This is a genomic window from Nitrococcus sp. (genome assembly GCF_059432795.1).
Genome location: NZ_JBXWZQ010000068.1, coordinates 1 through 26902, shown reverse-complemented (window position 1 = coordinate 26902; position 26902 = coordinate 1). Strand labels below are relative to the sequence as shown.

Here is a 26902-nt window from a genome sequence, read left to right as displayed (position 1 = left end):
GCGCGCTGCGCCAAGCGTACGCTGGTACGGCGCGAACGCGACACTCGGGTCAGCTCGCTGTGCTCCTTGTCGGTCAACACAATCGGCGGGGCAACTCGCATGCGCTTGATCCCATGCTACAGAGGATAATGCGTTGGAATGACTTAGCCACACTAAGTTCCTTCAAGAGCAGAACAGTACACTAGTGCCTCCACATTGCGCCCGGAGCGCCGCGCATGCACGCCAGTGCTCGGGGACGACGTTATAGCCAAGCGCACCGGCTTGCTCGCTAGGGCTCAATGATCCCTGACGAGCGAGCCCGCCCGTACGGCGCGCAAATTGATGTCCTCCGTGCTTGCTCGAGCATCGCGCCCGTACTCGGGCGCCCGCCTGTAGATCCGGCGCCCTTCATCGCAGCGCGAACGCCGAAATTTTGAACTCATTCCCATCGTCACCGGCCCCGTCATGATAATAAAAAGGCAGCCGCAAACCGGGCAAAAACACCCGGAGGCCCGGCTGCGCGAGCCCACCGAAGCAAGGCGCGACAAGAACAGACTGCCATCATCAAGGAGAAGCGGATGAAAGGGATAAAGAGTACATCGATCGTGATCGGGTTGAGCGCCTTGGCGGCATTGGCGACGCAGGCACAGGCGGCTTCCATCCCATCCGGGCCCTATGTGGGTGTCGTCGGCGGGTACCAGAACACCAACCTCGATCCGTCTCAAAGCCTCGGTGGCAGCACGGTCGAGGTGGACTCTTTGGCGCTGATGGGGCCGCGGGTCGGCGTCATCGCAGGATGGAGCCAGTGGGGGGGCAACAATATCTACGGGGCCATCGAGCTCAACGTCGCAACCAGCACCGCGGACGGTAATGTCCGCGTGAACGGTGCCGGCCTAAAGGTCGAGAGCGAAGAGACCTACGGCGCCTCGTTGCTGTTCGGCGGCCGCGTGGTGCCCGGGGCGCTGCTCTACGGCCGTGTCGGCTGGCAGATGCTGAAGGGTACCGCACAGCTCGGCGGGGAAACCGACAGCGAGTGGTTCAGCGGCGTACGGGCCGGAGCCGGTGGAATGTGGGCGCTTTCGGACGTGGTTACCTTTCGCATCGAGTACACGCACAGTTTCTACCGTTCAGAACGATGGAACGATCTCGGCGGCACGACGTTGAAAGGGAAACCCCGTGAAAACGTTTTCCAGGGAGGGTTCACCGTCACCTTTTAACACGGCGTTATTCGATGATCAGGAATAGCGCTTCTCGGAGCTGTCTCCTTGGTACCGCTCTGAGCACCATCGTGTGTTGCCGGTCTCCGCCAGCGGCCCCGACGCCGGCTGTCAGGACGATGGCCGCGCATTGCATCCGAGCCACCCGCTGAGCGTGCGGGTGGCTCCACAGGCCGCCAGCCTGCCTCACGGACTCCCCGCTCACTATCCTCTCGGTGTCGTCCTAACGCGCCGCATCTGTGCCGTGCGTTTGGGAGGGCGACGGCAGCGGGAAATATACCTTTCGAATATACCAATTAGTTTTTATAGAAAGACATAAAATATATGAATTCGTTTCTCGTGCATTCCGTCTTGCATTACATTGGGATTGAACTACCTTTTGAGAAGGTGATTGCTATTGACAGTGCGCCATGGGTGGAGTGATGCTGTAAATGAAACACGCAAATGAAGGAAATGGAGGGCTCATTAGAAAGAAGTATTTTAGATTTTATAAATTGTAATCGGTATCCGAAATAATGCTTAACCTGAAAGGCAGCGCGTAAGAGCGGTTGCTGCGATAACAGCTAAAGAGCACTGTTGCACTGTTTTCTAGCATAGGAGATCGACGTATGAGCTGGGAGACTGTTCAGAATGACTGGCAGCGCCATGTTGGGCACGTGCGGGTAACTTGGGGCAGGATTACCGACGACGAGCTTCAGCAGATCAACGGCCGCCGCGATGCGTTGCTTGCTAAGATCAAGGAAAAATACAGAATCACCGACAGCGAAGCGGAAGAGCAAGTTCAGATCTTCGAGAAGCGGATGTAACGCTCACGCGTGAGTCTAATTCGCTAATCGCTCGGGCAGCGTGCACAAAGCAAGTAGGATATTGAATCGTATCGTACTTGCGGAGCGCCGACGCCCGGGCGATTTTTCCGCCTCCCGCTTTTCACTCGCCCTTCCGGTTGATAACGGATTTTCGCCCGTACGATCGTTGAACTCCGCGACGTCGCCCCCACTCGCTTCGCGGCAGGCATGCCTGTATGCCATAAGAAAACCGCGCAGACTGTGGCTTGATGGCTTGGCAGGTGGTCCGCACTATAGAGCGCTTCCGGCGACAACTCTGCGCCGCCACTGCAAAAAGATCGTGCACCGATGCCGACGAGCCTGGACGAAGCCCTCGCACGCGCTGGTTTTACCTTCTCCGAGCTGCAAACCGCTGCAGGCCTGGCGCGCGTGGATGCGGCCTTTCAAGATTACCTCCGCGAAACCTCTCACACGCTCGCCGAGCAGCTCACGCAGCTGCGTGAGGGGCGAGTCGGCACAGCGGTCGAAACCAGCTCACTGCTACTCGCGCTCGCCCCGCCCCTGCAGCGCTTTCTCGTAGATCTGTTCGGAATCAGCGACGCGGCCGAGGGCGCGCGAGTAACAACCCGCCGCCATGATGCGGTCATGGCCTTCAAACAAGAATTCGTCGTCAAACGCGTCAAAAAGCTGCGTCATCCCGTGACAGAGCCCTTCCGGAGCCTGAACGCCTGGTTGAACAGCCGCATCGCCGAGGCCGCCGACCGCGAACGCGCAGTGGCTGAGTACGCGATTGCACTCTTGCAAGACCCCGTAGCGAATGCGGATGCGATAGAACGCGTGACGCACTGGTGCAAGCTCGCCCGAACCGACCCCCATGCCCGGGTTGCGGTGGCGGATTGGGCGAGTTTCACGCTTCCCGCGCGGTTGGATCATGCGCGACTGGTTCCGTTGCAGCGCACGGACGCCCATGGCGCCGTCCGTCTCCAGGCCAATCCCATACGCTGGCGGCGGCGCAACGGTTTTGAGCTCACCGATACGCGAATGGACGCTCGGGGCGTGCATCGGGAGATCCATTATTGCGTTTATTGTCATGACCATGACGGCGATTTCTGCTCCAAAGGCTTTCCGGAGAAGAAGAATCATCCAGAGTTCGAGTTCAAGACCGACCCACTGGGCGTGACGCTTACGGGCTGTCCGCTCGAAGAGAAGATCTCGGAGATGAACGTGCTCAAGCGCGCCGGGGAAACGATCGCCGCGCTCGCGATGGCCATGGTGGACAATCCCATGATACCGGCCACCGGACACCGGATCTGCAACGATTGCATGAAAAGCTGCATCTACCAGAAGCAGGATCCGGTCAACGTCCCACAAATAGAGACCCGCGTATTAACAGATGTGCTGGATCTTCCCTGGGGCGTGGAGATCTATCATTTGCTCACGCGCTGGAACCCGCTGCGCCAGGAGCAATACCTCCAGCAGCCCGATAACGGCCGACGGGTTCTCGTCGCGGGCATGGGTCCCGCCGGCTTTACAATGGCGCACCACCTCACGTTGGAAGGTTGTGCGGTCGTGGGGATCGACGGGCTCAAGGTCGAACCGCTGCCGCGCGAGATCCTGGAAACCCCCGTGGAGCGCTGGGAGGACCTCAAAGAGCCGCTCGACGAGCGCATCCAGCTCGGCTTCGGCGGGGTGGCCGAGTACGGCATCACCGTGCGCTGGGACAAGAATTTCCTGAAGCTCATCTATTTGTCGCTCGCCCGGCGAGCCAACTTCCGCATCTACGGCGGCGTTCGGCTGGGCGGGACGCTTACCCTGGCGGATGCCTGGAAGCTCGGCTTCGATCATGTCTGTAACGCCACCGGGACCGGTTTGCCTCGGGTCATTCACATGCGCAACAGCCTGGCGCGCGGCATGCGCCAGGCCAGTGATTTCCTAATGGCCTTGCAGCTCACCGGTGCCGCCAAAGCATCCAGTCTCGCCAACCTTCAGGTTCGATTGCCCGCCGTGGTCATCGGCGGCGGGCTTACGGGCATCGATACGGCAACCGAGGTCCAGGCTTACTACATCAAGCAGGTCGAAAAGATTCTCGGGCGCTACGAACGGCTGGCAGCCGAGCTTGGCGAGCAATCGGTCACCTCGGGACTCAACGCCGAGGACCGGGAGACACTCGCTGAATTTCTCGAGCACGGCAAAGCGGTTCGCAGCGAACGCAAGCGGGCGGCCGCCGCCGCAGAGCCCCCCGACTTCAGCAAGCTCTTGCGCCAGTGGGGGGGTGTGACTGTCGCCTACCGCAAGGGGCTCAACGCCTCACCGGCGTATATACGCAACCACGAGGAAGTGCTCAAGGCCACCGAGGAAGGTCTGTTCTACGCGGAGGGCCTGGAGCCTCTTCATGTCGAGCTCGATCGCTTCGAGCATGTCCAGAATCTGGTGTGTCGGCGCATGAAACGCGAGGAAGGCCGCTGGCTCGCAACGCGGGAGGAAGTGATTCTGCCTGCGCGGTCGATCTTCGTGGCCGCGGGCACCGTTCCGAACACGCTTTATGAACGTGAATACCCCGGCACCTTCACGCTCGAGGGCAACCACTTTCTGCCTCATGTCGCTCACGCCAACGGCGTTCAACCGGTAGGTTCGGCGAGCCACTGTAAATCGCCGGAGTTCGGACCCTTTACCTCCTACGAGCAACATAAACGCCGCGTGACATTTTTGGGAGATACCCATCCCGCATTTCATGGCAGCGTGGTAAAAGCCATCGCCTCGGCAAAACGCAGCTACCCCCAGGTAATCGATACTTTGCGCATGCAACCACAGACGAGCGAAGTCACAACCGCCGACTTCCTGTCGCGGATGGACGACCTGTTGGTGGCGCGGGTGGCCGAAGTCAGACAGCTCAACCCGGCGCTCGTCGAAATTTGGGTCCGCGCACCGATGGCCGCGCGCAACTTCCGCCCTGGCCAATTCTTTCGTCTGCAGACGTTTGAGTCGAACAGTCCACTGGTAGCGGGCACCCGACTGCACGTGCCGCTGCTCACCGTAAGCGGCACCGGTGTCAGGGACGACATGCTCCGACTCATCGTCCTGCAATGGGGCGTCGCCGCGCGCCTAGTCGGCCGCCTGCAAGTGGACGAGCCGCTGATTCTGATGGGGCCCACGGGGGCACCAACCGACATACCTCGAAACAAAACCGTTCTTGTCGTGGCGGGCCGGTGGGGAGCCGCCGTGATGCTCGATATCGGCGCGGCGCTACGCGCCGCCGGAAACCGCGTTCTCTATGTCGCGGCTTTCGGCAGCGCCACAGAGGTCGATCATCAGGATGAGTTGGAAGCCGGTGCCGATCAAATCCTCTGGTGCACGGCCCGGGCGCCGAAGATTTCGGCTCGTCGCGAGCAGGACAGCAGCGTCATGGCCACGGATATGGTCGATGTGGTGCGCCGCTACGGCGACGGCGAAATTCGACCCCTCCGCGGACCGGCGATCGAACTCGACACGGTCAATCGAATAATGATCATGGGCGGTACAGGCTTGCTGGCGGGCTTTCAGGACGCCCTCAAGGATAAGCTAAAGCCCCACTTTCCTGCGAATGTCGAGGCCATTGGCACGGTGGGCAGCCCGATGCAGTGCATGCTCAAAGGCGTGTGCGCCCAGTGCCTGCAGTGGCAGATTGATCCCGAAAACGGTGAGCGCACCCGCCCGGTCTTTTCCTGCGCCGGCCAGGATCAGCCGCTGTCCTGGATCGATCTCGGCAACCTCTCGGCACGCCAGCAACAAAATCGGCTCTCCGACCGCTTGGCGGCATTATGGCTTGACCATGTCCTGCGGCAAGCCGGTTCTTAAACGTTTGGGCCAGTTGAAGCCCTTTTCCCGCTCAATGGACGCCCGTTGCTCAGGACCCTTCACGGTGTCTCGCCCACCTATTCGCAACAGTATCTCAATGCGAGCTCGCTTCTCGCTTTAACCGCCGATTTTGGGAAGCACGATTGCCCCCGCGCCTACTGGCGGCCACCGTCACTCATACCCTATGCCGATGCGGCTGAGATATCCTTTAAGGAGCAGATACTTATAAATTTGACCCCTCATCGATCGGTTGACAACTTGCTGCGTACGCTCGCCCCCATACCCTGGGAGCTTGCTGCAACACATACTCTTTGAACGTTCTGGCGATGGGTGAGAGCCGTTTGCTGCCGATGAACCACATACCACTGACGCACGATGGGGAACGCGTTCACGTCCAGAATCGCGAGCTGCCCACCGGCCACCTCAGCTCCAGCGTATGCACGGAAACGATGCCAAGGCCAAGTCCCGCCATGACGGCCCACTTGATTGCCTCATTGCTCGTCATCTGCATCGTCGTGCGCAGTACAATTTTCTGTTCGCTGCAGAAATGCTCCATTGCCCGGCGGGTACCCGAGGCGTCCTCGCGAACAACGAAAGGTTCCTTGACGAGCTCAGCGAGCGGAATTTTCTCTCGCTGCGTCAATGGATGGCCAGGCGAGGCGATTACCACGAGCGGATTGTCCATGAGGGACTCGCCAACGAGCTCCGAGTCCGCCGGGGGACGGCCCATGATGACAATATCCGTCTCGTTGGCCTCCAGGCGGGAGAGCAGGTTTTGCCGATTGGTGATCTCCAGGCTGAGCGTGATCCCCTCGTGAAGACGGCAGAATTCGGCCAATAACCGAGTCGCGAAGAAACCCACCATTACTGGCTACCGATACGACTAACCTGCCTCGACCCAACCCCTTGAGCTCGGCAAAGGTCTCCTCCGCTTCGAGCAGCTGGCGGCCGATCGCTTTACTGTAGCGGTGTAATTCCCGCCCGGCCTCGGTCAAGAAAACTCGTTTACCCAGCTGCTCGAACAGCGGGAGACCGATCTTTTCTTCGAGCTGGCGAATTTGTATGGAAACCGCCGGCTGAGTAAGATGCAGCTCCTCGGAAGCACGAGCGTAGTTTAGATTCCGTGCAACGGCCTCGAACACCTTGAGCTGGCGCAGGGTCACGTGCATAAGCCATACTCCGGCACGTTGACATGGCCATTGTCGAATCGCGCCGTGCGAATGGAAGTTCGTTCTCCGGGCCTAAGAGAACGCAGCTCTAATACGCGGCACGACCGATGGCTTCACTGGCTGAGACGAGCGCCGCTACCAGCGATGGCTCGACGTCGAGATGCCCCGCCTCCTCACTTATCCTCAGTTCGGAGTTCGGCCAGGCCTGGTGCAGCGTGATGGCATTCTCGAGCGGACAGACGAAGTCCAGCCTGCCATGAATGATGAACCCGGGCACTTGCGCCAGCTTTCGCGAATCGGGCAGCGCGCCGCATTCCGACTCGAGGAAAAAGCCGTTGCGAGCATAGGTCGCCGCGATGGCGTAGCGATCTGCATCCATCGCGCTCAGCTTCGCATCAGGCCCCGCAGCCGTACTGGTGCAATGCGGACCACGCGCGACACTCGCCTCCCACCCAGCCCAAGCAGCGGCCGCTTCCATCCGAACATTCGGGCTGCCTGAGGAGAGCAGCTCCGCATAGGCCGGCAACGGTCGCGCTCTGGCGTGCGCCGGAAGCGGTGCAAGAAACCGCTGGTAGGCTTCCGGCATCATCGAGGCTACACCACATGCACCGAAAAACCACTCCAAATCCCGCGACCGCCCAAGCAATGTACCGCGTAACAGCAACGCCCGCACACGCTCCGGGTAACGCTGCACATAGCATAGGCCAAGGGTTGCGCCCCACGAGCCGCCAAAAATCACCCAATGCTCCACGCCAAGGTGTTTTCTCAGCGCCTCCATGTCATCGACAAGATGAGAGGTGGTGTTTTTCTCTAGAATCCCACTGGGCTGCGAACGCCCAGCGCCGCGCTGGTCAAAGCCAATGATTCGATAAACGGTGGGTCGGAAAAACCGCCGCCGATAGGATGGGGTCGAGGAAGCCGGCCCGCCATGCACCATGACAACCGGCAGACCCGCGGGGTTGCCGCTCTCCTCGAAGTAAATCTGCTGCCCGTCGGCTGTTTCAAGAAAGCCACTGCGGTATGGGTCTATGACGGGAAACACACCATCCATGCCCTTCGCCCAGCGATTGCTTAGGTCCCTGGCCACAGCTCGAAGCATGCCGATCGCATATGATTGCAGTCATCCAACCCAAACGAGAAATGAACTGCAGCGAGCCCGAGGAGCCGTCGCAACACCCCCCGGGCTCGATGAAGTGCGGCCGCATCTTTTGCAACGCCACCGCCGTCGAAATGCGGCCGTATTTGCGCCAGATGTGATCCCGCGCCGTGAGCGTCAACCGCGGCGTGGGTCACCTTGGGCTCTAGTTGGCCGCTTTGGTGGGCGCTTCCGCGTGGTATGAGGTTACCTGCTCGACTTCATTCCGTGAGCCAAGTATCACGGGTACACGCTGGTGCAAATCTGTCGGCTGCACATCGAGCATACGTTCATAGCCCGTCGAAGCGGCCCCACCGGCCTGCTCGATGAGCAGCGCCATGGGGCTTGCTTCGTACATCAAACGCAAGCGTCCAGGGCGCGTGGGGTCACGGCTGTCATAGGGATACATGAAGATACCGCCACGACACAATACCCGGTGTACTTCCGCTACCATGGAAGCCACCCAGCGCATATTAAAGTCTTTTCCACGTGGCCCCTCGCGCCCGTCCAGGCACTCCTGGATATACCGCGCCATCGGCGGCTCCCAAAACCGCCGGTTGGACATATTGATGGCAAACTCCCGCGTGTCGGCAGGAATCTGGCACTGCGGGTGCGTGAGCATGAACTCGCCGATCCGCGTATCCAAGGTAAAGGCATCGACTCCATTGCCCGTGGTCAGCACCAGCATAGTAGACGGCCCATAAAGCGCATAACCGGCGCACACCTGCTCCCGGCCAGGCTGCAGAAAATCCTTGGCCGACAGCTCAGCCGCTCCTGCCGGGGCGCGCAGAACCGAGAAGATCGTCCCCACCGAGACATTGACGTCGATGTTCGAAGAGCCGTCCAAGGGGTCGAAGATCAACAGATAGCGACCGCGCGAGCCGGCTACCGATACCGGATGGATATCCGTCATTTCCTCTGAGGCCATCCCCGCCAGATGTTCGGACTCACTGAGGCTGTGGAGCATGGCCTCGTTGGCGAAAACATCGAGCTTCTGCTGCGTCTCGCCTTGGACATTCTCGGTGCCGGCCGTGCCGAGCACGCCTTCGAGGCCGCCCGCCCGCACGGCATACGAAAGCGTCTTACACACCGTGGCGACCTCGCCGATCAAGCCGGCGAGATCCGCCTCCAACCCTGATCCCTGACGAATCCCCTCACTGAGGAACTGGCTGAGGGACCTGCCTTCGTAGCGCATTGGTCTATCTCCCGATTTTATCGAGTCCAACTGAATCCTTCAGGCCGATATCCGATTGGCCCCGTTTTGCACCAGCCGCTCGACCAAGGGCTGAATGATAAGCTCCATGGCCAGCCCCATTTTCCCGCCGGGCACGACGATGCTGTTGCGCCGAGACATAAAGGAACCATCGATCATATCGAGCAAATACGGGAAATCCACCTGCGTCTTTCGAGGCTCCCGAAAACGTATCACCACGAAGCTCTCGTCCAGCGTTGGGATATCCCGCGCGATGAACGGATTGGAAGTATCCACCGTCGGCACCCGCTGGAAATTGATATCCGTGCGGGAGAACTGCGGTGTGATGAAATGCACGTAATCAGGCAGACGCCGTAGGATCGTATCCGTCACCGCTTCCGGACTGTAGCCCCGCACCGAGGTATCGCGATGAATCTTCTGGATCCATTCGAGATTCACGATCGGCACCACACCGATCAGCAAGTCCACATATTGAGCGACATCGACATTATCCGTGACCACGCCGCCGTGCAGCCCTTCGTAGAAAAGCAAGTCCGTATCGCCCGGTAGCGTTTCCCAGGGCGTGAATGTTCCCGGCTCTTGGTTGAAGGGGGCGGCCTCTTCCGCATTATGCAGATAGTAACGGCGTTTTCCGCTGCCGTGCTCACTGTATTCCCGGAATAGGGCTTCGAGCTCTTCGAAGAGATTGCCGTCCGGACCGAAGTGACTCAGGTTGCGTCCCTCGTTACGTGCCAGCTCAAGCTGACGTCGCATCTCAGAACGATCGTAACGGTGGAAGCTATCGCCTTCGATGACTGCGGCATTGAAGCCGTCACGTCGGAAGATATGCTCCATGGCCCCCCGCACGGTGGAGGTGCCGGCCCCGGAGGAGCCGGTGATCGCGACAATCGGATGTTGCTTGGACATTAGGAACTCCCCCTGCAGGCACGGCTTTCCCGCCGCGAAGGCAGGCGTGCGACGCCCGCCGCTCCCTCAAGCGCCGCTTGCATAACGCTGCGCCATTGCCTCCAGACCCACAGGCTTGATCTTGGCGGCCTGACCCGCGCAGCCGAACGCCTCGAAGCGCGCCTGGCAAATCTCCTGCATCGCCTGGGTCGATGCCTTGAGGAATTTGCGCGGATCGAACTCTTTGGCATTCTCGGCCAGGAACTTGCGAATCGCGCCGGTGGAAGCCATGCGCAGGTCGGTATCGATGTTCACCTTGCGCACACCATGGCGGATGCCCTCGGCAATCTCTTCTACCGGCACGCCATAGGTCGAACCCATATCGCCACCGTAGGTGTTGATTATCTCCAGCCACTCCTGGGGCACCGATGAGGAGCCGTGCATCACCAGGTGGGTCGTCGGAATCCGCGCATGGATCTCTTTGACTCTGTCGATAGCGAGCGTCTCGCCCGTCGGTGGTTTGGTGAACTTATAGGCCCCGTGTGAGGTGCCGATGGCGATCGCCAATGCATCCACCTGGGTCTTGCTCACGAAGTCCGCCGCCTGATCCGGATCAGTTAGCAACTGCTCACGGCTCAGCTTGCCCTCGGCGCCGGAGCCATCCTCTTCTCCGGCCATACCGCTTTCGAGCGAACCGAGACAGCCGAGCTCTCCTTCCACGGAGACACCGCCTGCGTGCGCCATTTCCGAAACCCGCCGGGTTACATCGACGTTGTAATCGTAGTCCGCCGGCGTTTTCATATCCTCGAGCAGCGAGCCGTCCATCATCACCGACGTGAACCCGAGCTGAATGGAGCGCAAGCACACGGCGGCCGAAGCACCATGATCCTGATGCATCACGATCGGTATGTGGGGCCACTGCTGAACGGCCGCGTCGAATAGGTAGCGCAGGAAGGATGAGCCGGCGTATTTTCTCGCGCCCGCCGAAGCCTGCATGATCACCGGGCTGTCGGCTTTGTCCGCAGCTTCCATGATCGAATGCACTTGCTCCATGTTGTTGATATTAAAGGCTGGCACGCCATAACCGTGGTCAGCGGCGTGATCAAGCAATTGCCTCAGGGTGATCAAAGCCATTTCGCTTACCTCCTGCGTAGCTGAAATTCCTGCGGTAAATCTCTGTTGCGGATAGCTCGCGGCGAGTATGCTCTGCGAGGCTCGCCCACCGCCGCAGCGCCCGGGAGCTCTCAGCAAACACCTCGCGCAATACCGTTAATAGCCCCCTATTCGGTCAGCAACGCTTCGAGCGCCGCCACGACGTGCTCCACGGTAAAGCCAAAATGCTGGAACAGCACGTCGCCCGGCGCCGATTCGCCGAAGCGGTCAATACCGAGCACCTTCCCTTTGGGCCCTGCATACGAGGCCCAAAGCCGTGTCGCGCCAGCCTCCAACACCAATCTCGCGGTCACCCGGGAGGGGATGACCGACTCCCGGTAGGCACCATCTTGCGCCTCGAAGATCTCAACGCTGGGCATGGAAACGACGCGGATGCGCCGGCCGCGCTCAGCAAGCGCCTGTGCTGCTGCCACGGCGAGTTCCACCTCGGATCCGGTCGCGATGATGAGCGCCTCAGGCTCCGGAGTCGCATCACGCAGCACGTAGCCGCCGCGTTCGATCGCCTGCAGCGTCGCGGCATCGCGGCTCTGATGGGCCACCCCCTGCCGCGTGAGGATAAGGCAGGTGGGCCCGTCGCGGCGTTCGATCGCCGAGCGCCATGCGGCCGTCGTCTCCACGCTATCGCAGGGCCGCCACACGTTGAGGTTCGGGATCAGCCGCAAGGAGGCCACGTGCTCCACTGGCTGGTGAGTCGGCCCATCCTCGCCGAGGCCTATGGAATCGTGGGTCAGCACGAAGATGCTCTGAGCGCCCATGAGCGAGGCCATCCGCAGCGCATTGCGCGCGTAATCGGAAAAGGTGAGAAAGGTCCCGCCGTAAGGGATGAAACCACCATGCAACGCGAGTCCGTTGATGATGGCTGCCATACCGAATTCCCGCACGCCGTAGTAGATGTAATTGCCATCCTCGTCCGAATGGCTCACCGCCGTGCAGTCGTCCCACTTGGTGTTGTTCGACCCGGTAAGGTCGGCCGATCCGCCGAGCAGCTCCGGCAAATAAGGACCATAGGCATTGAGCGCCCCTTGGGAGGCTTTTCGGGTCGCCTCCTTGGCACCGCGCTCATTGGCGCGCGCCAACGCCTCGGCGGCATGCTGCGGCCAATGCTCCGGCAACTCGCCACGGATACGCCGCTCGAATTCGCCCGCCAAGTCGGGATGGACGCGCTTATAGTCGGTTAGCGCGGCGTCCCATTCCGCCTCCCACTTCGCGCCTTGGGCGCGAGCATTCCAGCCCTGGTAAATCGCCTCCGGAATCTCGAACGGCGGATGCTCCCAGCCCAGAAACTCCCGGGTGGCCTGAATCTCGTCCTCACCCAGCGGCGCCCCGTGAACCCCATGGGTGCCACAGACGTTCGGCGCCCCAAAGCCGATCACCGTCTTGGCACAGATAAGTGTCGGCCGATCGGTGACTTCGCGTGCCTGCGTGATGGCCTGCTTCACCGCCTCGGCGTCGTGGCCGTCCACATCACGCACGACGTGCCAGCCATAGGCTTCGAAACGCCGAGGGGTATCGTCGGTGAACCAACCTTCGACCTTGCCATCAATCGAAATGCCGTTGTCGTCGTAAATACAGATGAGTTTGCCGAGCCCTAACGTACCGGCCAACGAGCAGGCCTCGTGCGAGATCCCCTCCATCAGGCAGCCATCGCCCAAAAAGCAATAGGTGTCATGATCGACCAGCTTGTGGCCGGGGCGATTGAACTGAGCCGCCAGCGTTCTCTCCGCGATGGCCATTCCCACCGCGTTCGCCAACCCTTGCCCCAACGGGCCGGTCGTCGTCTCGACGCCAGGCGTGTACCCATACTCCGGGTGGCCGGGCGTATTGGAGCCGAGCTGGCGAAACTGCTTGATGTCCTCCAGACTGAGCTCATAGCCGGTCAAATGCAGCACTGAGTAGAGCAGCATCGCACCGTGCCCGTTGGAGAGAATGAAGCGGTCCCGGTTGAACCAGTGTGGGTTGGCCGGGTTGTGGCGCAGGAAATCGTTCCAGAGCACCTCAGCGATATCAGCCATGCCCATGGGCGCCCCCGGATGCCCAGCATTGGCCCGTTGCACAGCGTCCATGCTCAGCGCTCGGATTGCATTGGCGAGGCGCCGCCGGGGCACGCCGTGGCCCTCCCCCAAGGATTGAGAGCGCTCAGCAGCCGTCGTGGTAGTATCCTGCGGCGGTTGCATCGTACGACCTCCTGGCAAAAACCAGCAGCCTAGCTGCTACATTTAAGAAATGCGTTTGCAACGCAAAATTAAAGTCTTAAAGAATAGAATAAAGTTGATATATATCGTATTTGCACGCGCCCACTCGGACGCCTCGCGTCGACCTGGACAAGCAAGCTCTTCGCTGTGCCCTCCGCTGCCCGGCGCGCACTGTGTACACCTTAGTTACTATTCGTGCACCCGTCAGTCCAACACCGCCACGGCTACGGCTACGGCTACGGCGAATTCATGACGAGCGAATGCCACGTTTGGGGCGTCTCCTGCGGCTGAACGACGGACTGGCCAGTCGAAGCGGCGCAGAATACCCACTTATTGTCGCCTATCCAACCCCTTGACAACCTCCGGATAAAGCATTTGGCAAAGTAGGGCTGAATCGCCGGCTACTATAGCACTGGATAAGCCACTTCGTGAGCATATTGTATGAATCCGCTTGTCGCTGCCCGTCCGCACCGGACGTGCTCGATGAGGGCGATCGCCCGTTGCGTGCGTCAATGACGAGACACATTGACGCACGTCGCGAGTTGCGTTATCAGCACGACACCATCATCGAGAGGATACTAAAATATTGGGATTTCTATAATTTGAATTGATGCAGCGCCCGGCTCAAACCGCTCACGGACAGCGGTTGAGGATACGGGCAGGAAAGTGCTGCCCCGCAAGCAGGCGATCAACGATGCGCATGCTATCCGCAAGGACAGTGGTGAAGCGCAATGAACGGTATTTCTACTGCGAGGATCAAACCATGGGCTACGTATTTGGCGGCTACCCTTTCGAAACGCGTGAGGACTGGCTGCGAGCGATCTGTGCGACTCACCTGACAGGTAATGGCCAACATACGCGCGAAGAACTCGCTCAGCTCTTTGTTGACTACTCCGAGGACGAACTAGCAGAGCAAGTCGCGCAGAAATGGCCCGCCGATGAGTTTGAGGAGGATGGTGCCACTGAGCCCTATACACAGGAAGAAATTGCCCGGGTGATGCTCGATTTACGAAGTGAGTTTCCTGACTGGTACGACTATGACTGAATCTTGATCACCGGCCGGCGGCGCCTCTGTCCCTGCGCGCACGGAAGAGGCGCCCGGAACCTCAAGGCACACAACCCGTAGTGCTTCATCCGAATGCCGCCACGCCCGAGTGCTTGCCTGCCTTTCTCGCGAATTCGCCTCTAACCCTGCGGTGCCCCTCTCCATCGAGCCCATCCGCGTCCGGAGAACACGTCACGGTCGCTTGACATATTAATAGGAATCATTATCGTTATTATTCAACGGTTCTACTCGATGGTTCTCTTGCCATGTCTTACGCGTCAACGGATAGCGTCACTGTCAACGCAACCTCCGCATCCGCTCGGCCAGGTAACCCTTCCGAGCCGCGAGCCACACCGAGCACCGCGGTTGAGTCGCCTCCGCCCGCGGAGCAAGCCGTTACCATTTGCCCGCAATCCGGCTTGCCTTGCGAGAATCGTTGCCTGCTCTACGTCGGCGGACGGGTTCGCCTGTGTCGATATTACCGTGCCCTTGCAGAGCAAAACGGCTGGTCATTCATCCACCACGATGGTGGACTCGAGGCGGGGCTTAGCCGCTTGGCCGCGGTGCTGACCCGCGCCGATGCGGTGATATGCCCGGTGGATTGCGTCAGCCATGGAGCAATGCAACGGGTTCGTCATTTCTGCAAGCAATCGCCAACGCAGCTGGTCCTGCTGCGCAGCGCAAGTCTTTCCGCCTTTGCGAAAGCCCTGGAGCGCCTTCCCGCAGCCAATCATTACTGAGCTCGTCCGAGCTTTGCGGTCGTTCGTTTGCGATCTTCGCCAAGTGATTTGCCGCCCATCGTCCAAGCGAGTGTCGAGCGCTACGGCTGTCTAACGAACCCATCTCTAACAGAAATACGCGGGCTTCAGCACAGATAATGAAATACACGCCCGAGTAGCGCCTCGCAGAAGACGTTTATGCGTCATACCTGTCTTCTCCGCCCTCCTCGAGGACATCGGGCTCGTCCTGATCACGCTCCGCAGCCGCCCGGCCCTCGGGGTCGTTACTCCACTCTTCGGCGCGTTCCGGGTACTCGTCGCCCTCGGTCGCCGGCACTTCGTCCATCTCCGAATCCGTGTAGCACAGATCATCAAGCTCGGTGTCATCCAACGGGCCGATCCAATCCTTCGGTGTCAACGTCGGCTCGATGTCCATTTCATACCATGAGTCGAAGTCAATCTCTTCGACGTCGCCATCATAGTGCTGAATCTCGATCAAGGCCTGCGAATCGTCCAACGCGACCACCGCAAACCCCTGTCCCTTGTCGAGGTAACGATACCAATGGCCGACCACAGGCTCGAATTCGTGCGACATGGTAACCTCCCTGGCGGCGGACAATGCCTGCCACGCTCGCCATCGAGCTCCTAAATTCAGCATAGGGTATTTTGGGCCAGGGAGTGGCCAGACACGGGGAGAACAGCTGGTCCATGCTCGGATCGGATGCCCGAGCACTCGATTAAGGCGAGCTCAGCTCACTCGTCAAGCCATAACGCTTGTAAGCGCTGGCGGTTGAGGGCGAGCCACTGCAAAGCGATGATGGGCATGGCGGCATGAATCGTCCCGGATGCAACCATGTCGAGCGCCTCGTCTAACGGCACCACATGGACGCGGATGTCCTCACCTTCCTCGGCGTTGCCGTGTATGCCCCCGATACCCGCGGTATCGAGGCGCGCGCAGTAAAGCGCCACTTGCTCCGACGTCCCACCCGGGCTGACCAGATAACGGCATATCGGCAACAGTTCCCGGGACTCGCAACCGGCCTCTTCGTGCAGCTCGCGGTGGGCGACCTCTTCGGTCGATTCACCCGGCTCGATCACGCCCGCGACGACCTCCAGCAGCCACGGACCGCGTGAGGCATCCAGGGCGCCGACGCGAAACTGCTCAACCAAAACGACGGCGTCGCGTTTCGGATCGTAGGGCAATACGCCAACGGAATGACCGCGCTCGAAGCACTCGCGCGTCAGCATGCCGCTGCAACCGCCGCCGAATAGGCCGTGCCGTATGCGGTAGCGAACGATCTTGAAGTGCCCGTCATAGCAGGTCTCCTGCTCGACTATATCGTAATGAAGGCTCATCGCGCGCTCCCCGCCTACTTGCGCACAAACGACGCAATGCATTCGATATGCGCCGTGTGTGGGAACATGTCCATTACCCCCGCCGCCGCCAACTCATAGCCGAATTCGTGAACGAGACGGCCGGCATCGCGCGCCAGCGTCGACGGTCCGCACGAAACGTAGACGATACGCTCGGCACCCAGAGCGGCGATATCGGCTAGCACCTCGGCCGCGCCGGAGCGCGGCGGGTCGAGCAACACGCGCGAGACGCCATCCCGCAAGCACGGCAGCTCGCCAATCCCTCGACTCAAATCCGCTCGTTGGAAAATTGCATTGGTGATCGCATGGCGCGCCGCATTCTCCCGGGCCCGCGCCACCAGCGTGTCGCTGCCTTCCAGCCCGACCACGCTCGCTACCCGGCGGGCGATGCATAGCGAGAAATTTCCGAGACCGCAATAGAGATCGAGCACGCGATCCTGCGTGCGCAATGCCAACAGCTCAATGGCCTGCCCCACCAGCGCGTGGTTCACGGCCGCATTGACCTGCGTGAAATCGGTAGGCGCAAAAAACAAGCTCAGCCCGTGCTCCGACAACGCGTAGCTAAGCTGCGGCGCGGGCGGCCAGACGGCCCGGACCGAGGCTTCGTCGCCAGGCTGCTCGTAGACGTAGAAATCGTACTCTTGGGCAAAAGCCCGCAGTATCCGATAGTCCTCCTCAGCGAACGGCGCCAGATTCCGGAACACCAAGCCGACCGCCTGATCGCCGGCGGCGACCTCGATCTGCGGCACCCGGTCGAAAATCGACAGCCGCCTGATCATCTCGGCCAGTTCAGGAATGCGCCTGCCGACGCGGGGATCCAGCACGCGGCAACTCGCCAGATCCGCCACCAAGGTGCTGTGAATCTCGCGAAAGCCCACCAGCACCCGATCCTCCTTGCCAGGCACGTGCTTGACGGCGAGGCGCGCCTTGCGGCGATAACCCCAGAGCGGGCCGGTCAGGGCCGCAAGCCAGCTATTCGGCTCCACACCGCCTATGTGGCGCAGCTTCTCCCGCACCACGGCCTCTTTGAAGCTGAGCTGCTGCGGCGCGGGAAGATGCTGCAAAGCGCAACCTCCGCAAACGCCGAAATGGGCGCAGCCCGCCTCGATCCGCTCGGGCGCCGCACGCAGCACCTCCAGCAGCTTGCCCTCGTCCCACTGCCGGTGCCGCTTGGTATAGCGCAGGCGCACCCGCTCCCCCGCCAAGGCCCCGCGCACAAAGGTAGTCTTGCCTTGTATATGCGCAATGCCACGACCTTCGTGGCTCAATGCGCTCACTTCGGCCTCGACCGGCTGCTGTCGTAGCCGCCTGCGTGTTTGACCCATCAGACGAGCCCTTTATCACGGCCGCCTCAGCGGCTAACAGCCTCCCAGGCATTGAGAAACGCGTCCAGATGCGCCTTGCCGCTCTGGCGCAAGGTCTCTTTCACACGCTCGCATGCCTCGGCATACCCCGCCGCATCCAGCCGCCCGCGCATCAGCTCGAAGCGCAGGTACAGCAGGTAGGTGTTCAATGCGTCGGTCTCGCAGTAATCGCGCACGGCATCGAATTCCCCCGCCGCGAGCTGCTCCCAGACGTGCGCCCCGCTCATTCCCATCTTGCCGGGAAATCCGCATAGGCTCGCCATCTCGTCGAGCGGTGCGTTGGCGCGCGCCTGATATCCGGCGAGCACATCCATCAGGTCGGTGTGCCGTTCGTGAAACCGGTTGAGGTAATTGTCCCAGCGAAACCCCGTGTCAGCGCTTCCGTTCTCCCAGTAACGCGGTGCCTGAACACCGTGGATCATTGCGCGATAGTGCAGCACGGGCAGATCGAAACCGCTACCGTTCCATGAAATCAACCGCGGCACATAGCGCTCGATACCGGCGAAAAAGCGCGTCAGCACCTCGGCCTCGCTTGCGCCCGCCTCGCCGATCGACCAGATGCAAAACCGCTCGCCGATATACCCGGCCAGGGAAATCACCGCCACGCGCTGCAAATGCAGGCGCAGAAATTCCGAGCCCCCGGCGTGCTGCCGCCGAAGTGCGCGCATGGCGCTGAGCACCGCATCGTCTCCCAGCCCCTCAAGCCCATACAGGCGACGACCGGCCTGCAGGTCCGGCATGGTCTCGATGTCGAAGGCGAACACGTTCATTGTCACGCTCGGTCTTGCGGTTGCGCTTGGGAACGTCTGCTGAGCAACGCGCGTAGCGTGCACAAGATTTCACAGCCGACGATTGTAATGGAACGCAAACGGCTTAAGAAGGTGAGTACTCGGCTCGCCTTGCGGATTGCTATGCTAAAAAGGTGAGTGACACGCAATGATTTTGCATTCCCGGTGAGTCCGTGACGTCCTGCGGGGCAGCGGCACCGAGGCGCTTTGTTGAATTGGAGTTGGCAGATGAGCTATTGCGGAATTCGGGTGCGACTCCTGTTCCTGGCATTGACGCCCGTCGCCGCCCTTGCCGTGGTGATGCTCATCCTCTTGGTGGATGCCCGATTGGCCCGCTTTAACAATGACCTGCAATCCGAGGCGCAGCTGATCGCTAGACAATGGGCCCCGGCGATCGAGCGGGCACTGCAGCGCAGTGACCGCCATATGTTACGCAATATTTCGCAAGCGGCGGTCCAAAGCAGGCGCGTCGATCGATTCCGGGTGCTCGACGAGCAGGGTCGAATTATTGTTGACGGCAGGGAGCGCAGCGCGCCGGACGCGCTTGTCGCTTTCGCCAGTTATTTGCTCCGGAGCCTGCCAGCAGGAACACAATTGCAGCCGGCCACAGCCGTGCTTCCACTGCACGCGAGCCGCTTGGTAGGAACGTCTCTGCCCCCGCTGAGCGCTGCCCGCCTTGGCACCCTGCAGATCGAGATGCCGGTAAGTGATGCTCTACGCGCGCACTTAACGGGATTGATGTATTCGGGACTGCTTGCCCTGGCGATACTCTTTTGTGCCGCTCTCGCCGCGTTGATCGTCGCCGGCACCATATTGAGACCGATGCGCCGGCTGACGCAGCGGGTGCAAAAGCTCGAGCACGACTCGCTGCAAAGCTGGCTGCCGACCGGTTGCCAGGGACAGTTGGGACAGCTGGAAACGGCAATAGGCGCAATGATATGGGCCCTGCGCCACCGTCAATACCGACTCGAGGAGCGCGTGCGCCGAACGGCCTCGGAGCTGCGCCAGACGCTGCGGGCGCTCGAGGTGCAGAATGCGGAGCTGGATGTCGCACGTCGCCGCGCGCTGGAAGCAAGCACAACCAAGTCGCAGTTCCTTGCCAACGTGAGTCATGAAATCCGCACGCCGATCAACGGCATCGTGGGTTTCGCCGAACTGCTGCGCCACACCCCGCTCGACGCTGAGCAACGCGACCATGTCGACACCATCAAAGTCTCATGTGCCAATCTGCTGACGATCATCAACGATATTCTGGACGTTTCCAAGATCGAGGCCGGCAAGCTCGAAATCGACAGCATGACGTTCGATCCCCGAGACAGCGTTGAGGAGGTGGTCACCTTGCTTGCTCCGACGGCCTACAGCAAAGGTCTCGAGCTGATCCATGTAGTTTACGCGGACGTGCCAACGCGGCTCAACGGTGATCCTACCCGCATACGGCAGATATTGACCAACCTCGTACACAACGCCATCAAGTTCACTCACCACGGCCAAGTCGTCGTTCAAGTCGTCCTCGAAGAGGAAGGCGCAACCGATGCGACATTGCGCATCAACATCAGCGACACGGGCGTGGGGCTCAGCGATGAGGATCGCAGCAAGCTCTTCAGGGCCTTTGGCCAGGCAGGTGATTCGCCCGGTCGCCACTTCGGCGGTACCGGGCTTGGCCTGATCATCTCCAAGAAGCTCGTCGAGCAGATGGGGGGGACAATCGGCCTTGAAAGCGAGCCGCAACAAGGATCGACGTTCTGGTTCACCTTGTGCTTGCAGAAGGCGCGCAACACGCAGAGCGCGGCGGTGACCGGAGTCAGCCCGCTCGTGGATCGACGGATTCTGCTGCTCGATGACGAGCCCCTTTCCCAGGATGCGGTTCAGGGGTTACTGGCACCGTGGGGTGCAGACCTCACGGTTCTAGACAATGAATCAGACTTGCTCGATCGCCTGGATCAGCAATGCCCGTCGGCGGCTGTCATCGTGAGCGTTGCGCGAAAGTCGCTGCATCGAGATCTTTCGAAGGCGTTGGTACGAGGCTGCGTCGAGGCCAATGTGCCGTTGATGGTCCTGGCAAGCACGGTCGAGCGCGCGCAGCTGCATCGGTTTATCAAGAAGGGCGCCAACACGGCCCTGCCGAAAGCAGGCCGCCGCCAGACCCTTCTTCGTGAGCTCTGCCGACTCGTCGGCGCGCCCAGCCCGCTGGTACCGCGCGCGGCGCCTGACGAAGCTAACGTGCTCGAAGGGGATCCAGAATCGACATCGGCCAATTCCTTGCGCGTGCTCGTCGTCGATGACAATGCGATCAATCGCAAGCTGGTGCGCTGTATCGCAGCACGGCAGGGGGCTTGGGTCGATGAAGCCTGCAACGGATTGGAGGCGATGGCGCGTTGCCAGGAACGCGCTTACGATGTGATTTTCATGGACATTCTCATGCCCGGGCTGGGCGGCGAGGAGGCCGCTCAACGCATCCACGAGCTCTATCCGCGCGAGCGCGCGCCCGAGATCGTCGCCTTGACCGCGAACGCCATGCCGGGTGAACGCGAGCGGCTACTGGCCGGCGGCATGGACGAGTGCCTGATCAAGCCGATCACGGAACAACAAGTCGTACGCTGTCTGCAAGCTCGGCAGACAACTCGAGCCGATACGACAAGCACTTGCACGGCAAGCGCCGGTGACGCCACTCCAGCCGAGAATCCGCTCGCTGCGGAATTGGCCCAAATGTTTTGCGTCGAGCTACCCGAACACTGCCGACGAATACGTGATGCCTATCGCAAAGAAGACATGATGGGGCTGCGCGAGCATGTGCACCGGTTACACGGAGCCGCCAGCATCTGCCGATTAACGCGCTTGAAATCCGCCTGTAAGAACCTCGAAGAGGCGGTGAGCAAAGGCAAGCGCCGGGCAATCTCAGCAGGCATGAAACGGCTTTTGACAGAGATCGAAAGGCAGCAGCACGATGGCCGCGCCCCGTCCCCGCCGCTCTCGGTTTGATCAGCGGTCGCCTCGCAGGCCGTTGTCATTGCCCGGTTGTACAAGGAAACGTCGTGCGCCCCCGCGCCGAGCACGAGCAACAAGGCGACGCTTTTGTCCCGACCGATCGCTCGACGGCCTCAGTTCCGAGATTCCAGGACCACGAATGCCAGAGCAAGCGTCTTTTCATCGCTGATACTCACGTGAACCGTGGTCACACCCAACGCCTTGCCGCGGCGCCACGCAGCGCCGTGAAGGCGCAGTATCGGCCGGCCGCCCGGCTCATGATCCAATTCCATATCATGGAAGGTCACGCCCGCCGCAATACCGCTACCGAGCGCCTTGGCCGCCGCCTCTTTCACGGCGAACCGCCGGGCAAGGAAACCGGCCTCCACTCCGTTCCACTGCGTGCGCTCGGCCATGGTGAGGATTCGTAAGACGAAGCGCTGGCCGTGCCGAGCCCAAATAGCCCGAATGCGCACCGTGTCCACCACATCGGCGCCTATTCCGACGATCGCCAAGCCCCGGCCTCCAGAATCAAGCGCCTCATCTCGCCGACGGCCGTCGCCAATCCCACGAACAGCGCCCGCGCGACGATCGCATGGCCTATGTTGAGCGTATTCACGCCCGCGATCGCGGCGACGGGCTTGACATTGTGATAATTCAGCCCATGGCCCGCATTGACTTGGAGCCCGCGCTGCAAGCCATGCGATACCGCGGCGCGGAGGCGCTCCAACTCCCGCGCGCGGCTATCGCTCGACGCCGCGTCGGCATAATGCCCCGTATGGATCTCTACACAGGGCGCCCCGGCCTCCGCCGCCGCGTCAACTTGCTCAATCTCCGGATCGATGAACAGCGCCACCTCGATGCCGACCGCCTTGAGCCGGTCGCAGGTCTCACGCACCCGCGTCAGCTGGGCGCACACGTCGAGCCCGCCCTCGGTGGTCAACTCCTCGCGCCGTTCAGGCACGATGCAGCTGTCATGCGGGCGGTAGCGCTCGGCGATTGCGAGCATCTCCGCCGTCATCGCCATCTCCAGGTTCAAGCGGGTCTGCACGATTTCGTATAACAACCTCAGATCGCGCTCTTGAATATGCCGGCGATCCTCGCGCAGGTGCAACGTGACGGCATTGGCGCCCGCCTGCTCAGCCTCGATCGCCGCCTGCACGGGATCCGGGTAACGGGTACCCCGCGCTTGGCGCAGCGTCGCGACGTGATCGATATTGACTCCGAGAAGAACGTCGGCCGGCTGGCCTGCATTTTCCATGATTACGAACCATCCCTCGGCTCGGGTTGCGGTTTCATCCCCAGGTATCGGGCATAAAGTTCGCGGCTCTTCAGCGCGCGCTCGCCGATATGGGGCCGCAAGGCCGCTCGCATGAGTTGACGGGCCTCTGCCTCGATGCCGGCGTCGGGAAAAATACCGCTCGCCAGCGCGTGCAACGTCGTACCCTGCACCACTAGGTGCCCCTCCGGCGCCGTCACAGGCACCGCCCCTTTGTCGATTTCGTAGCGATACCAGCGTTGCGCTTCAATCGTGCCACCCCAGATGTCGTGGCTTAATAACAAGCCATAGCCCAAGGCGGCAAGCAGATCCCGCTCGAAGCTGCGCAGCAGCGGCGGTTCGGCGGCATCGCTCGCCAACATCGACAAGGTCACGGCGTACCTTTGGAAAAGCTCCGGATAGGGATCCTCCCGCTGCAACAAACGCAGTAGAAGCTCATTGAGATAGAAGCCGCTGAGCAATCGCCGGCCCGTCGGCAAGGTCGCTCGCCCTTTCATTTCCACGTCGGTCAGTGTTCCCAGCTCGCCGCGTGCCTGCCAGGATACCGTTAAGGGCCAAAACGGCTGCAGCAATGCCCGCCAGCGTGAGCGTTGCGAGCGCATACCGTGGGCCACGACGCCGAGCCGGCCATGCTCGGCGGTAAAAAGCTCCGCTATGGCGCTCGACTCGCGATAGGGGCGGCGGTGCAATACATAAGCGGGTTCGAGAAGGCTGCCGCGGCGCTCACTCATCTTGGCGCGTCAGAAATCGGCATAGCCAAGAGAGCTGAGTGCCCGCTCGTCATCCGACCAGCCTTCCCTGACTTTGACCCATAGCTGCAGGTAGACCGCCGCGTCGAATACCGCTTGCATTTCCTCGCGTGCCCGACGGCCGACTTCCTTGAGCCGCTGGCCCTTATGACCGATCACGATCGGTTTCTGGCCGCTGCGCTCCACCCAGATCACGGCCGCGATGCGCCGCAGCCGACCTTCTTGCTCAAAGGCTTCAATCTCCACGGTGCTCGCATAGGGCAGCTCCTGCCCCAAGGTCTTGATCAGCTGTTCACGAACGAGCTCTGCCGCGATGAAGCGCTCGCTGCGGTCCGTGATCTGCTCCTGCGGAAAATGAGCGACCGAGGTGGGCAGGCGCTGCACGAGCTCCGTTTCCAGGGCCTCGAGATTGGTGCCGCGCTGCGCCGAAATCGGAACGACGGCGGCAAAATCACGTTTGGCGGAGAGCCGTTGGATAAGTGGCAGCAACGCCTGTTTGTCCCGCAGGCGGTCAACTTTGTTGAGAGCCAACACGACCGGGTTCGCAAACGCTGCCAGGCGCTCGAGGACAAGCTCGTCCTCCCGTGTCCAACGCAGCGCATCCACCAGAAAAACGGCCACGTCCGCATCCGCCAGCGCCGAGGTCGCGGTACGGTTGAGCAAGCGGTTCATGGCCGTATCCTTTTGGCGATGCAGGCCCGGCGTATCCACATAGATGATTTGCGCCCCGGCAATGGAATGGATTCCAAGTATCTGATGCCGGGTGGTCTGGGGCTTGCGGGAGACGATCGTGACCTTCTGTCCGAGAAGGGCGTTGAGCATCGTCGACTTGCCCACGTTCGGCCGGCCCACGAGCGCCACGAAGCCGCAACGCACCTCGGCCCGGTTGGAATCCAACTCGCGCGGCTCATTCAAGAGAGTCAATCTCCCCCTCCAATCGCTGCAACATGGACGCGGCTGCCTTCTGCTCCGCCCGCCGGCGGCTATTGGCCGTGCCGCTGGTCACCGGCGCCAGGCCCGTGACTCGACACTCCACGCGGAAGGTCTGGGCGTGCGCCCGGCCGGCGACTTCCAGCACGCGATAATCGGGCAGCGGCAAGCGGATCGATTGCAGGTGCTCCTGCAGGCGTGTTTTCGGGTCTTTCAGCTCGCCGACGCTGGGGAGATCGCGGAGCCGATCACCGTACAAACGTCGAAGAAGCTCACGGCAGGTGTCGAAACCGGCATCAAGGTAGACGGCGCCGACAATCGCCTCCAGCGCGTCCGAAAGGATGGAGTCCCGGCGCTGGCCTCCCGCTTTCAGCTCACCGCCGCCCAGGCGCACCGCCTCACCGAGCCCCAGCTCACGGCCAATCTCGGCGAGCGAGGCTTGATTGACCAGATTCGCCCGCAGCCGACTCAGCTCGCCCTCTCTGGCCTGCTCACGACGAGCGTAGACTTCAGCCGCAATGACGAAATTCAGTACGCTGTCACCCAAAAACTCCAGGCGTTCGTTGTTCGGCCCGGAGGCACTGCGATGCGTTAGCGCACGCACCAGCAAATCCCGCTCCGAGAAATGATAACCGAGTCTCTCCTGCAGGCGTTCGAGTTCCACCGTCAATCCCGAATCATCGCCTCTTTACGGAAACTGGCCACGGCGTCCAGGTTACCCAGTACATGTACGCGTGCCTGGTAGCTCACGATCAACTGCATGCCATCGGAAACATCATTCATTTTGACATTATTCGCGACGATATAATTGATGTCATTAATATCGAGTCGTTTCTTGAACGTTTCCCTCACCTCCCTGCGCGTCGCCTGCCTCAGTTCCGAATCGCTTTCCATGGTCTGCAGTATCGAACCGATCTCGTAGGCCTCGATATAAACCGGCACCAACCGGATCGCCACCAACGCCAGCGTTCCCGCTACAAAGAGTATCCCTAGCCAACTGACGAGCGTCATCCCTCCCTGACTACCCGGGCGAATCATAAAGCCTCCCCCCTCGATCCGGGCCTAATGAATTGCGTCTCCGATGCGGCTCCAATTGATCGTGTTGTCCTGCCAGTCCCAGCTCATCCAGACCAAAAACGCCCGGCCCACCAGATTGCTCGAGGGAACCGGCCCCCAATAACGGCTGTCGCTGCTGCGATCGCGGTTATCACCCATGGCAAAATATTCGCCCTGCGGCACCCGGAATGTAAAGCCGCCGTCGCCGCCGTTTTTATACAGCAAAATCTTGTGCTTGACGGTTTCCAGATGCTCCAGTTTCACCACCGCGGTGGGATCCGGCGGGTAGTGCCCGAGTGACTCCTGCGGGACTGCCCGGCCATTGATGTAGAGCCTTTTGTTCTCATAGCGGATTTCGTCTCCGGGTAAGGCGACGATGCGTTTGATGTAATCCTGGGACGGATCCTCGGGATAGCGGAATACGACCACGTCTCCACGCTCGGGCTGGCCATTACCGAATACCCGAGTGTGTAGCACAGGAAGCCGAAGCCCGTAGGAGAACTTGTTCACCAGGATGAAATCACCCGGGACCAAGGTCGGAATCATGGAGCCGGAGGGAATCCGAAACGGCTCAACGATGAACGAGCGGATGACCAATACGGCCAGGATCACCGGAAAGAGCGAGCGAGACAGCTCGACCCACCAGCCGACCTTCGCACCAACCTCGCTCGCAGCCGTGCCGTTTCGCCCCTCCGAGCGACGCCGCCGCCACCCGTCCCATAGCCAGACGGTGCCCGTGAGAAACGTCAGCAGGACCAGCAACGCCTCGAAATTGAAATACATCGACTTCCCCTATCGGTCTCGACAAGCCCCAGAGTCATCGGCGCACCAACCGGATCGCATGGATGCGCGAGGCGCCCCAACCGTGCAGCGGTGTATCCGCCCGCCCGCACCGTCTTGGCACACCATAGTCATTTGTTACCCAGATCCACCTGCAAAACAGCGAGAAAAGCATCCTGCGGACTCTCGATCTTGCCTACCTGTTTCATTCGCCGTTTTCCGGCCTATTGCTTCTCCAGCAGTTTCTTCTTGCGTGTGATATCACCGCCGTA

General features: G+C 60.9%; 23 protein-coding genes and 1 pseudogene. 6 read left to right on the top strand and 18 right to left on the bottom strand.

Annotation, left to right across the window (positions count from 1 at the left end; translation table 11 throughout):
- Positions 1 to 557 precede the first annotated feature (557 nt).
- From AC52Q4_RS05660 to AC52Q4_RS05650, 3 genes are all read left to right on the top strand, one after another.
- Positions 558 to 1196, top strand: coding sequence for an outer membrane protein (locus AC52Q4_RS05660; RefSeq protein WP_495535830.1), 639 nt, complete (start codon positions 558 to 560; stop codon positions 1194 to 1196).
- Between the two features lie 608 nt (positions 1197 to 1804).
- A complete protein-coding gene (locus tag AC52Q4_RS05655) occupies positions 1805 to 2002 on the top strand; it encodes a CsbD family protein (protein WP_495535829.1) in 198 nt (65 codons plus the stop codon).
- Positions 2003 to 2329: 327 nt separating this feature from the next.
- Positions 2330 to 5815: an FAD-dependent oxidoreductase gene (locus AC52Q4_RS05650; RefSeq protein ID WP_495535828.1), complete on the top strand. Its 3486-nt coding sequence runs from the start codon at positions 2330 to 2332 to the stop codon at positions 5813 to 5815.
- 388 nt (positions 5816 to 6203) lie between these two features.
- On the opposite strand, the gene AC52Q4_RS05645 is transcribed toward AC52Q4_RS05650, so the two are convergent.
- The 7 genes and pseudogenes from AC52Q4_RS05645 to tkt form a co-directional block, all read right to left on the bottom strand.
- On the bottom strand, positions 6204 to 6680 hold the full coding sequence (locus AC52Q4_RS05645) for a LysR substrate-binding domain-containing protein (RefSeq protein WP_495535827.1): 477 nt from the start codon (positions 6678 to 6680) through the stop codon (positions 6204 to 6206).
- Positions 6681 to 6852: 172 nt separating this feature from the next.
- A pseudogene (locus tag AC52Q4_RS05640) lies at positions 6853 to 6984 on the bottom strand (helix-turn-helix domain-containing protein); the annotation flags it as partial.
- Between the two features lie 88 nt (positions 6985 to 7072).
- A complete protein-coding gene (gene pip / locus AC52Q4_RS05635; protein WP_495535826.1) occupies positions 7073 to 8035 on the bottom strand; it encodes a prolyl aminopeptidase in 963 nt (320 codons plus the stop codon).
- Positions 8036 to 8285: 250 nt separating this feature from the next.
- Complete coding sequence (locus AC52Q4_RS05630) at positions 8286 to 9314, bottom strand: class 1 fructose-bisphosphatase (RefSeq protein WP_495535825.1); 1029 nt, start codon at positions 9312 to 9314, stop codon at positions 8286 to 8288.
- 39 nt (positions 9315 to 9353) lie between these two features.
- A complete protein-coding gene (locus AC52Q4_RS05625; RefSeq protein ID WP_495535824.1) occupies positions 9354 to 10238 on the bottom strand; it encodes a phosphoribulokinase in 885 nt (294 codons plus the stop codon).
- 66 nt (positions 10239 to 10304) lie between these two features.
- Positions 10305 to 11351: a class II fructose-bisphosphate aldolase gene (gene fba / locus AC52Q4_RS05620; RefSeq protein WP_495535823.1), complete on the bottom strand. Its 1047-nt coding sequence runs from the start codon at positions 11349 to 11351 to the stop codon at positions 10305 to 10307.
- Positions 11352 to 11497: 146 nt separating this feature from the next.
- Positions 11498 to 13564: a transketolase gene (tkt, locus tag AC52Q4_RS05615; RefSeq protein WP_495535822.1), complete on the bottom strand. Its 2067-nt coding sequence runs from the start codon at positions 13562 to 13564 to the stop codon at positions 11498 to 11500.
- Positions 13565 to 14276: 712 nt separating this feature from the next.
- Here tkt and AC52Q4_RS05610 point away from each other — a divergent pair.
- Together AC52Q4_RS05610 and AC52Q4_RS05605 are read left to right on the top strand one after the other, a co-directional pair.
- A complete protein-coding gene (locus AC52Q4_RS05610) occupies positions 14277 to 14627 on the top strand; it encodes a hypothetical protein (protein ID WP_495535821.1) in 351 nt (116 codons plus the stop codon).
- Between the two features lie 419 nt (positions 14628 to 15046).
- The gene (locus AC52Q4_RS05605; RefSeq protein ID WP_495535820.1) at positions 15047 to 15367 is read left to right on the top strand and encodes a DUF2325 domain-containing protein; all 321 of its coding nucleotides are present in this window, start codon (positions 15047 to 15049) and stop codon (positions 15365 to 15367) included.
- A 175-nt stretch (positions 15368 to 15542) separates the two neighbouring features.
- Here the strand turns inward: AC52Q4_RS05605 and AC52Q4_RS05600 are convergent, their stop codons facing one another.
- The 4 genes from AC52Q4_RS05600 to AC52Q4_RS05585 form a co-directional block, all read right to left on the bottom strand.
- Entirely contained in the window at positions 15543 to 15941 is a 399-nt protein-coding gene (locus AC52Q4_RS05600) for a DUF6763 family protein (RefSeq protein ID WP_495535819.1), read from the bottom strand.
- 158 nt (positions 15942 to 16099) lie between these two features.
- Positions 16100 to 16702 (bottom strand): NUDIX domain-containing protein, encoded by a 603-nt coding sequence (locus AC52Q4_RS05595; protein ID WP_495535818.1) that lies wholly within the window; start codon positions 16700 to 16702, stop codon positions 16100 to 16102.
- A gap of 14 nt (positions 16703 to 16716) precedes the next feature.
- On the bottom strand, positions 16717 to 18045 hold the full coding sequence (rlmD, locus tag AC52Q4_RS05590) for a 23S rRNA (uracil(1939)-C(5))-methyltransferase RlmD (RefSeq protein ID WP_495535817.1): 1329 nt from the start codon (positions 18043 to 18045) through the stop codon (positions 16717 to 16719).
- 26 nt (positions 18046 to 18071) lie between these two features.
- Positions 18072 to 18854, bottom strand: coding sequence for a 3'-5' exonuclease (locus AC52Q4_RS05585; RefSeq protein WP_495535816.1), 783 nt, complete (start codon positions 18852 to 18854; stop codon positions 18072 to 18074).
- A gap of 246 nt (positions 18855 to 19100) precedes the next feature.
- Between AC52Q4_RS05585 and AC52Q4_RS05580 the strand changes: the two genes are divergently transcribed.
- Entirely contained in the window at positions 19101 to 21851 is a 2751-nt protein-coding gene (locus tag AC52Q4_RS05580; RefSeq protein WP_495535815.1) for an ATP-binding protein, read from the top strand.
- A gap of 119 nt (positions 21852 to 21970) precedes the next feature.
- Here the strand turns inward: AC52Q4_RS05580 and acpS are convergent, their stop codons facing one another.
- The 7 genes from acpS to lepB are packed head-to-tail and all read right to left on the bottom strand — an operon-like array spanning position 21971 to position 26633.
- Entirely contained in the window at positions 21971 to 22351 is a 381-nt protein-coding gene (acpS, locus tag AC52Q4_RS05575) for a holo-ACP synthase (RefSeq protein WP_495535814.1), read from the bottom strand.
- The gene (gene pdxJ / locus AC52Q4_RS05570; RefSeq protein WP_495535813.1) at positions 22333 to 23097 is read right to left on the bottom strand and encodes a pyridoxine 5'-phosphate synthase; all 765 of its coding nucleotides are present in this window, start codon (positions 23095 to 23097) and stop codon (positions 22333 to 22335) included. Before pdxJ ends, acpS begins: the two co-directional genes overlap by 19 nt.
- 2 nt (positions 23098 to 23099) lie before the next feature.
- Complete coding sequence (recO, locus tag AC52Q4_RS05565; protein ID WP_495535812.1) at positions 23100 to 23846, bottom strand: DNA repair protein RecO; 747 nt, start codon at positions 23844 to 23846, stop codon at positions 23100 to 23102.
- Between the two features lie 9 nt (positions 23847 to 23855).
- Positions 23856 to 24779, bottom strand: coding sequence for a GTPase Era (gene era / locus AC52Q4_RS05560; protein WP_495535811.1), 924 nt, complete (start codon positions 24777 to 24779; stop codon positions 23856 to 23858).
- Positions 24772 to 25464 (bottom strand): ribonuclease III, encoded by a 693-nt coding sequence (gene rnc / locus AC52Q4_RS05555; RefSeq protein WP_495535810.1) that lies wholly within the window; start codon positions 25462 to 25464, stop codon positions 24772 to 24774. The genes era and rnc overlap by 8 nt, the downstream gene beginning before the upstream one ends.
- A complete protein-coding gene (locus AC52Q4_RS05550; RefSeq protein WP_495535809.1) occupies positions 25461 to 25832 on the bottom strand; it encodes a DUF4845 domain-containing protein in 372 nt (123 codons plus the stop codon). Before AC52Q4_RS05550 ends, rnc begins: the two co-directional genes overlap by 4 nt.
- A 24-nt stretch (positions 25833 to 25856) precedes the next feature.
- Positions 25857 to 26633 (bottom strand): signal peptidase I, encoded by a 777-nt coding sequence (lepB, locus tag AC52Q4_RS05545; protein WP_495535808.1) that lies wholly within the window; start codon positions 26631 to 26633, stop codon positions 25857 to 25859.
- Between the last annotated feature and the right edge of the window lie 269 nt (positions 26634 to 26902).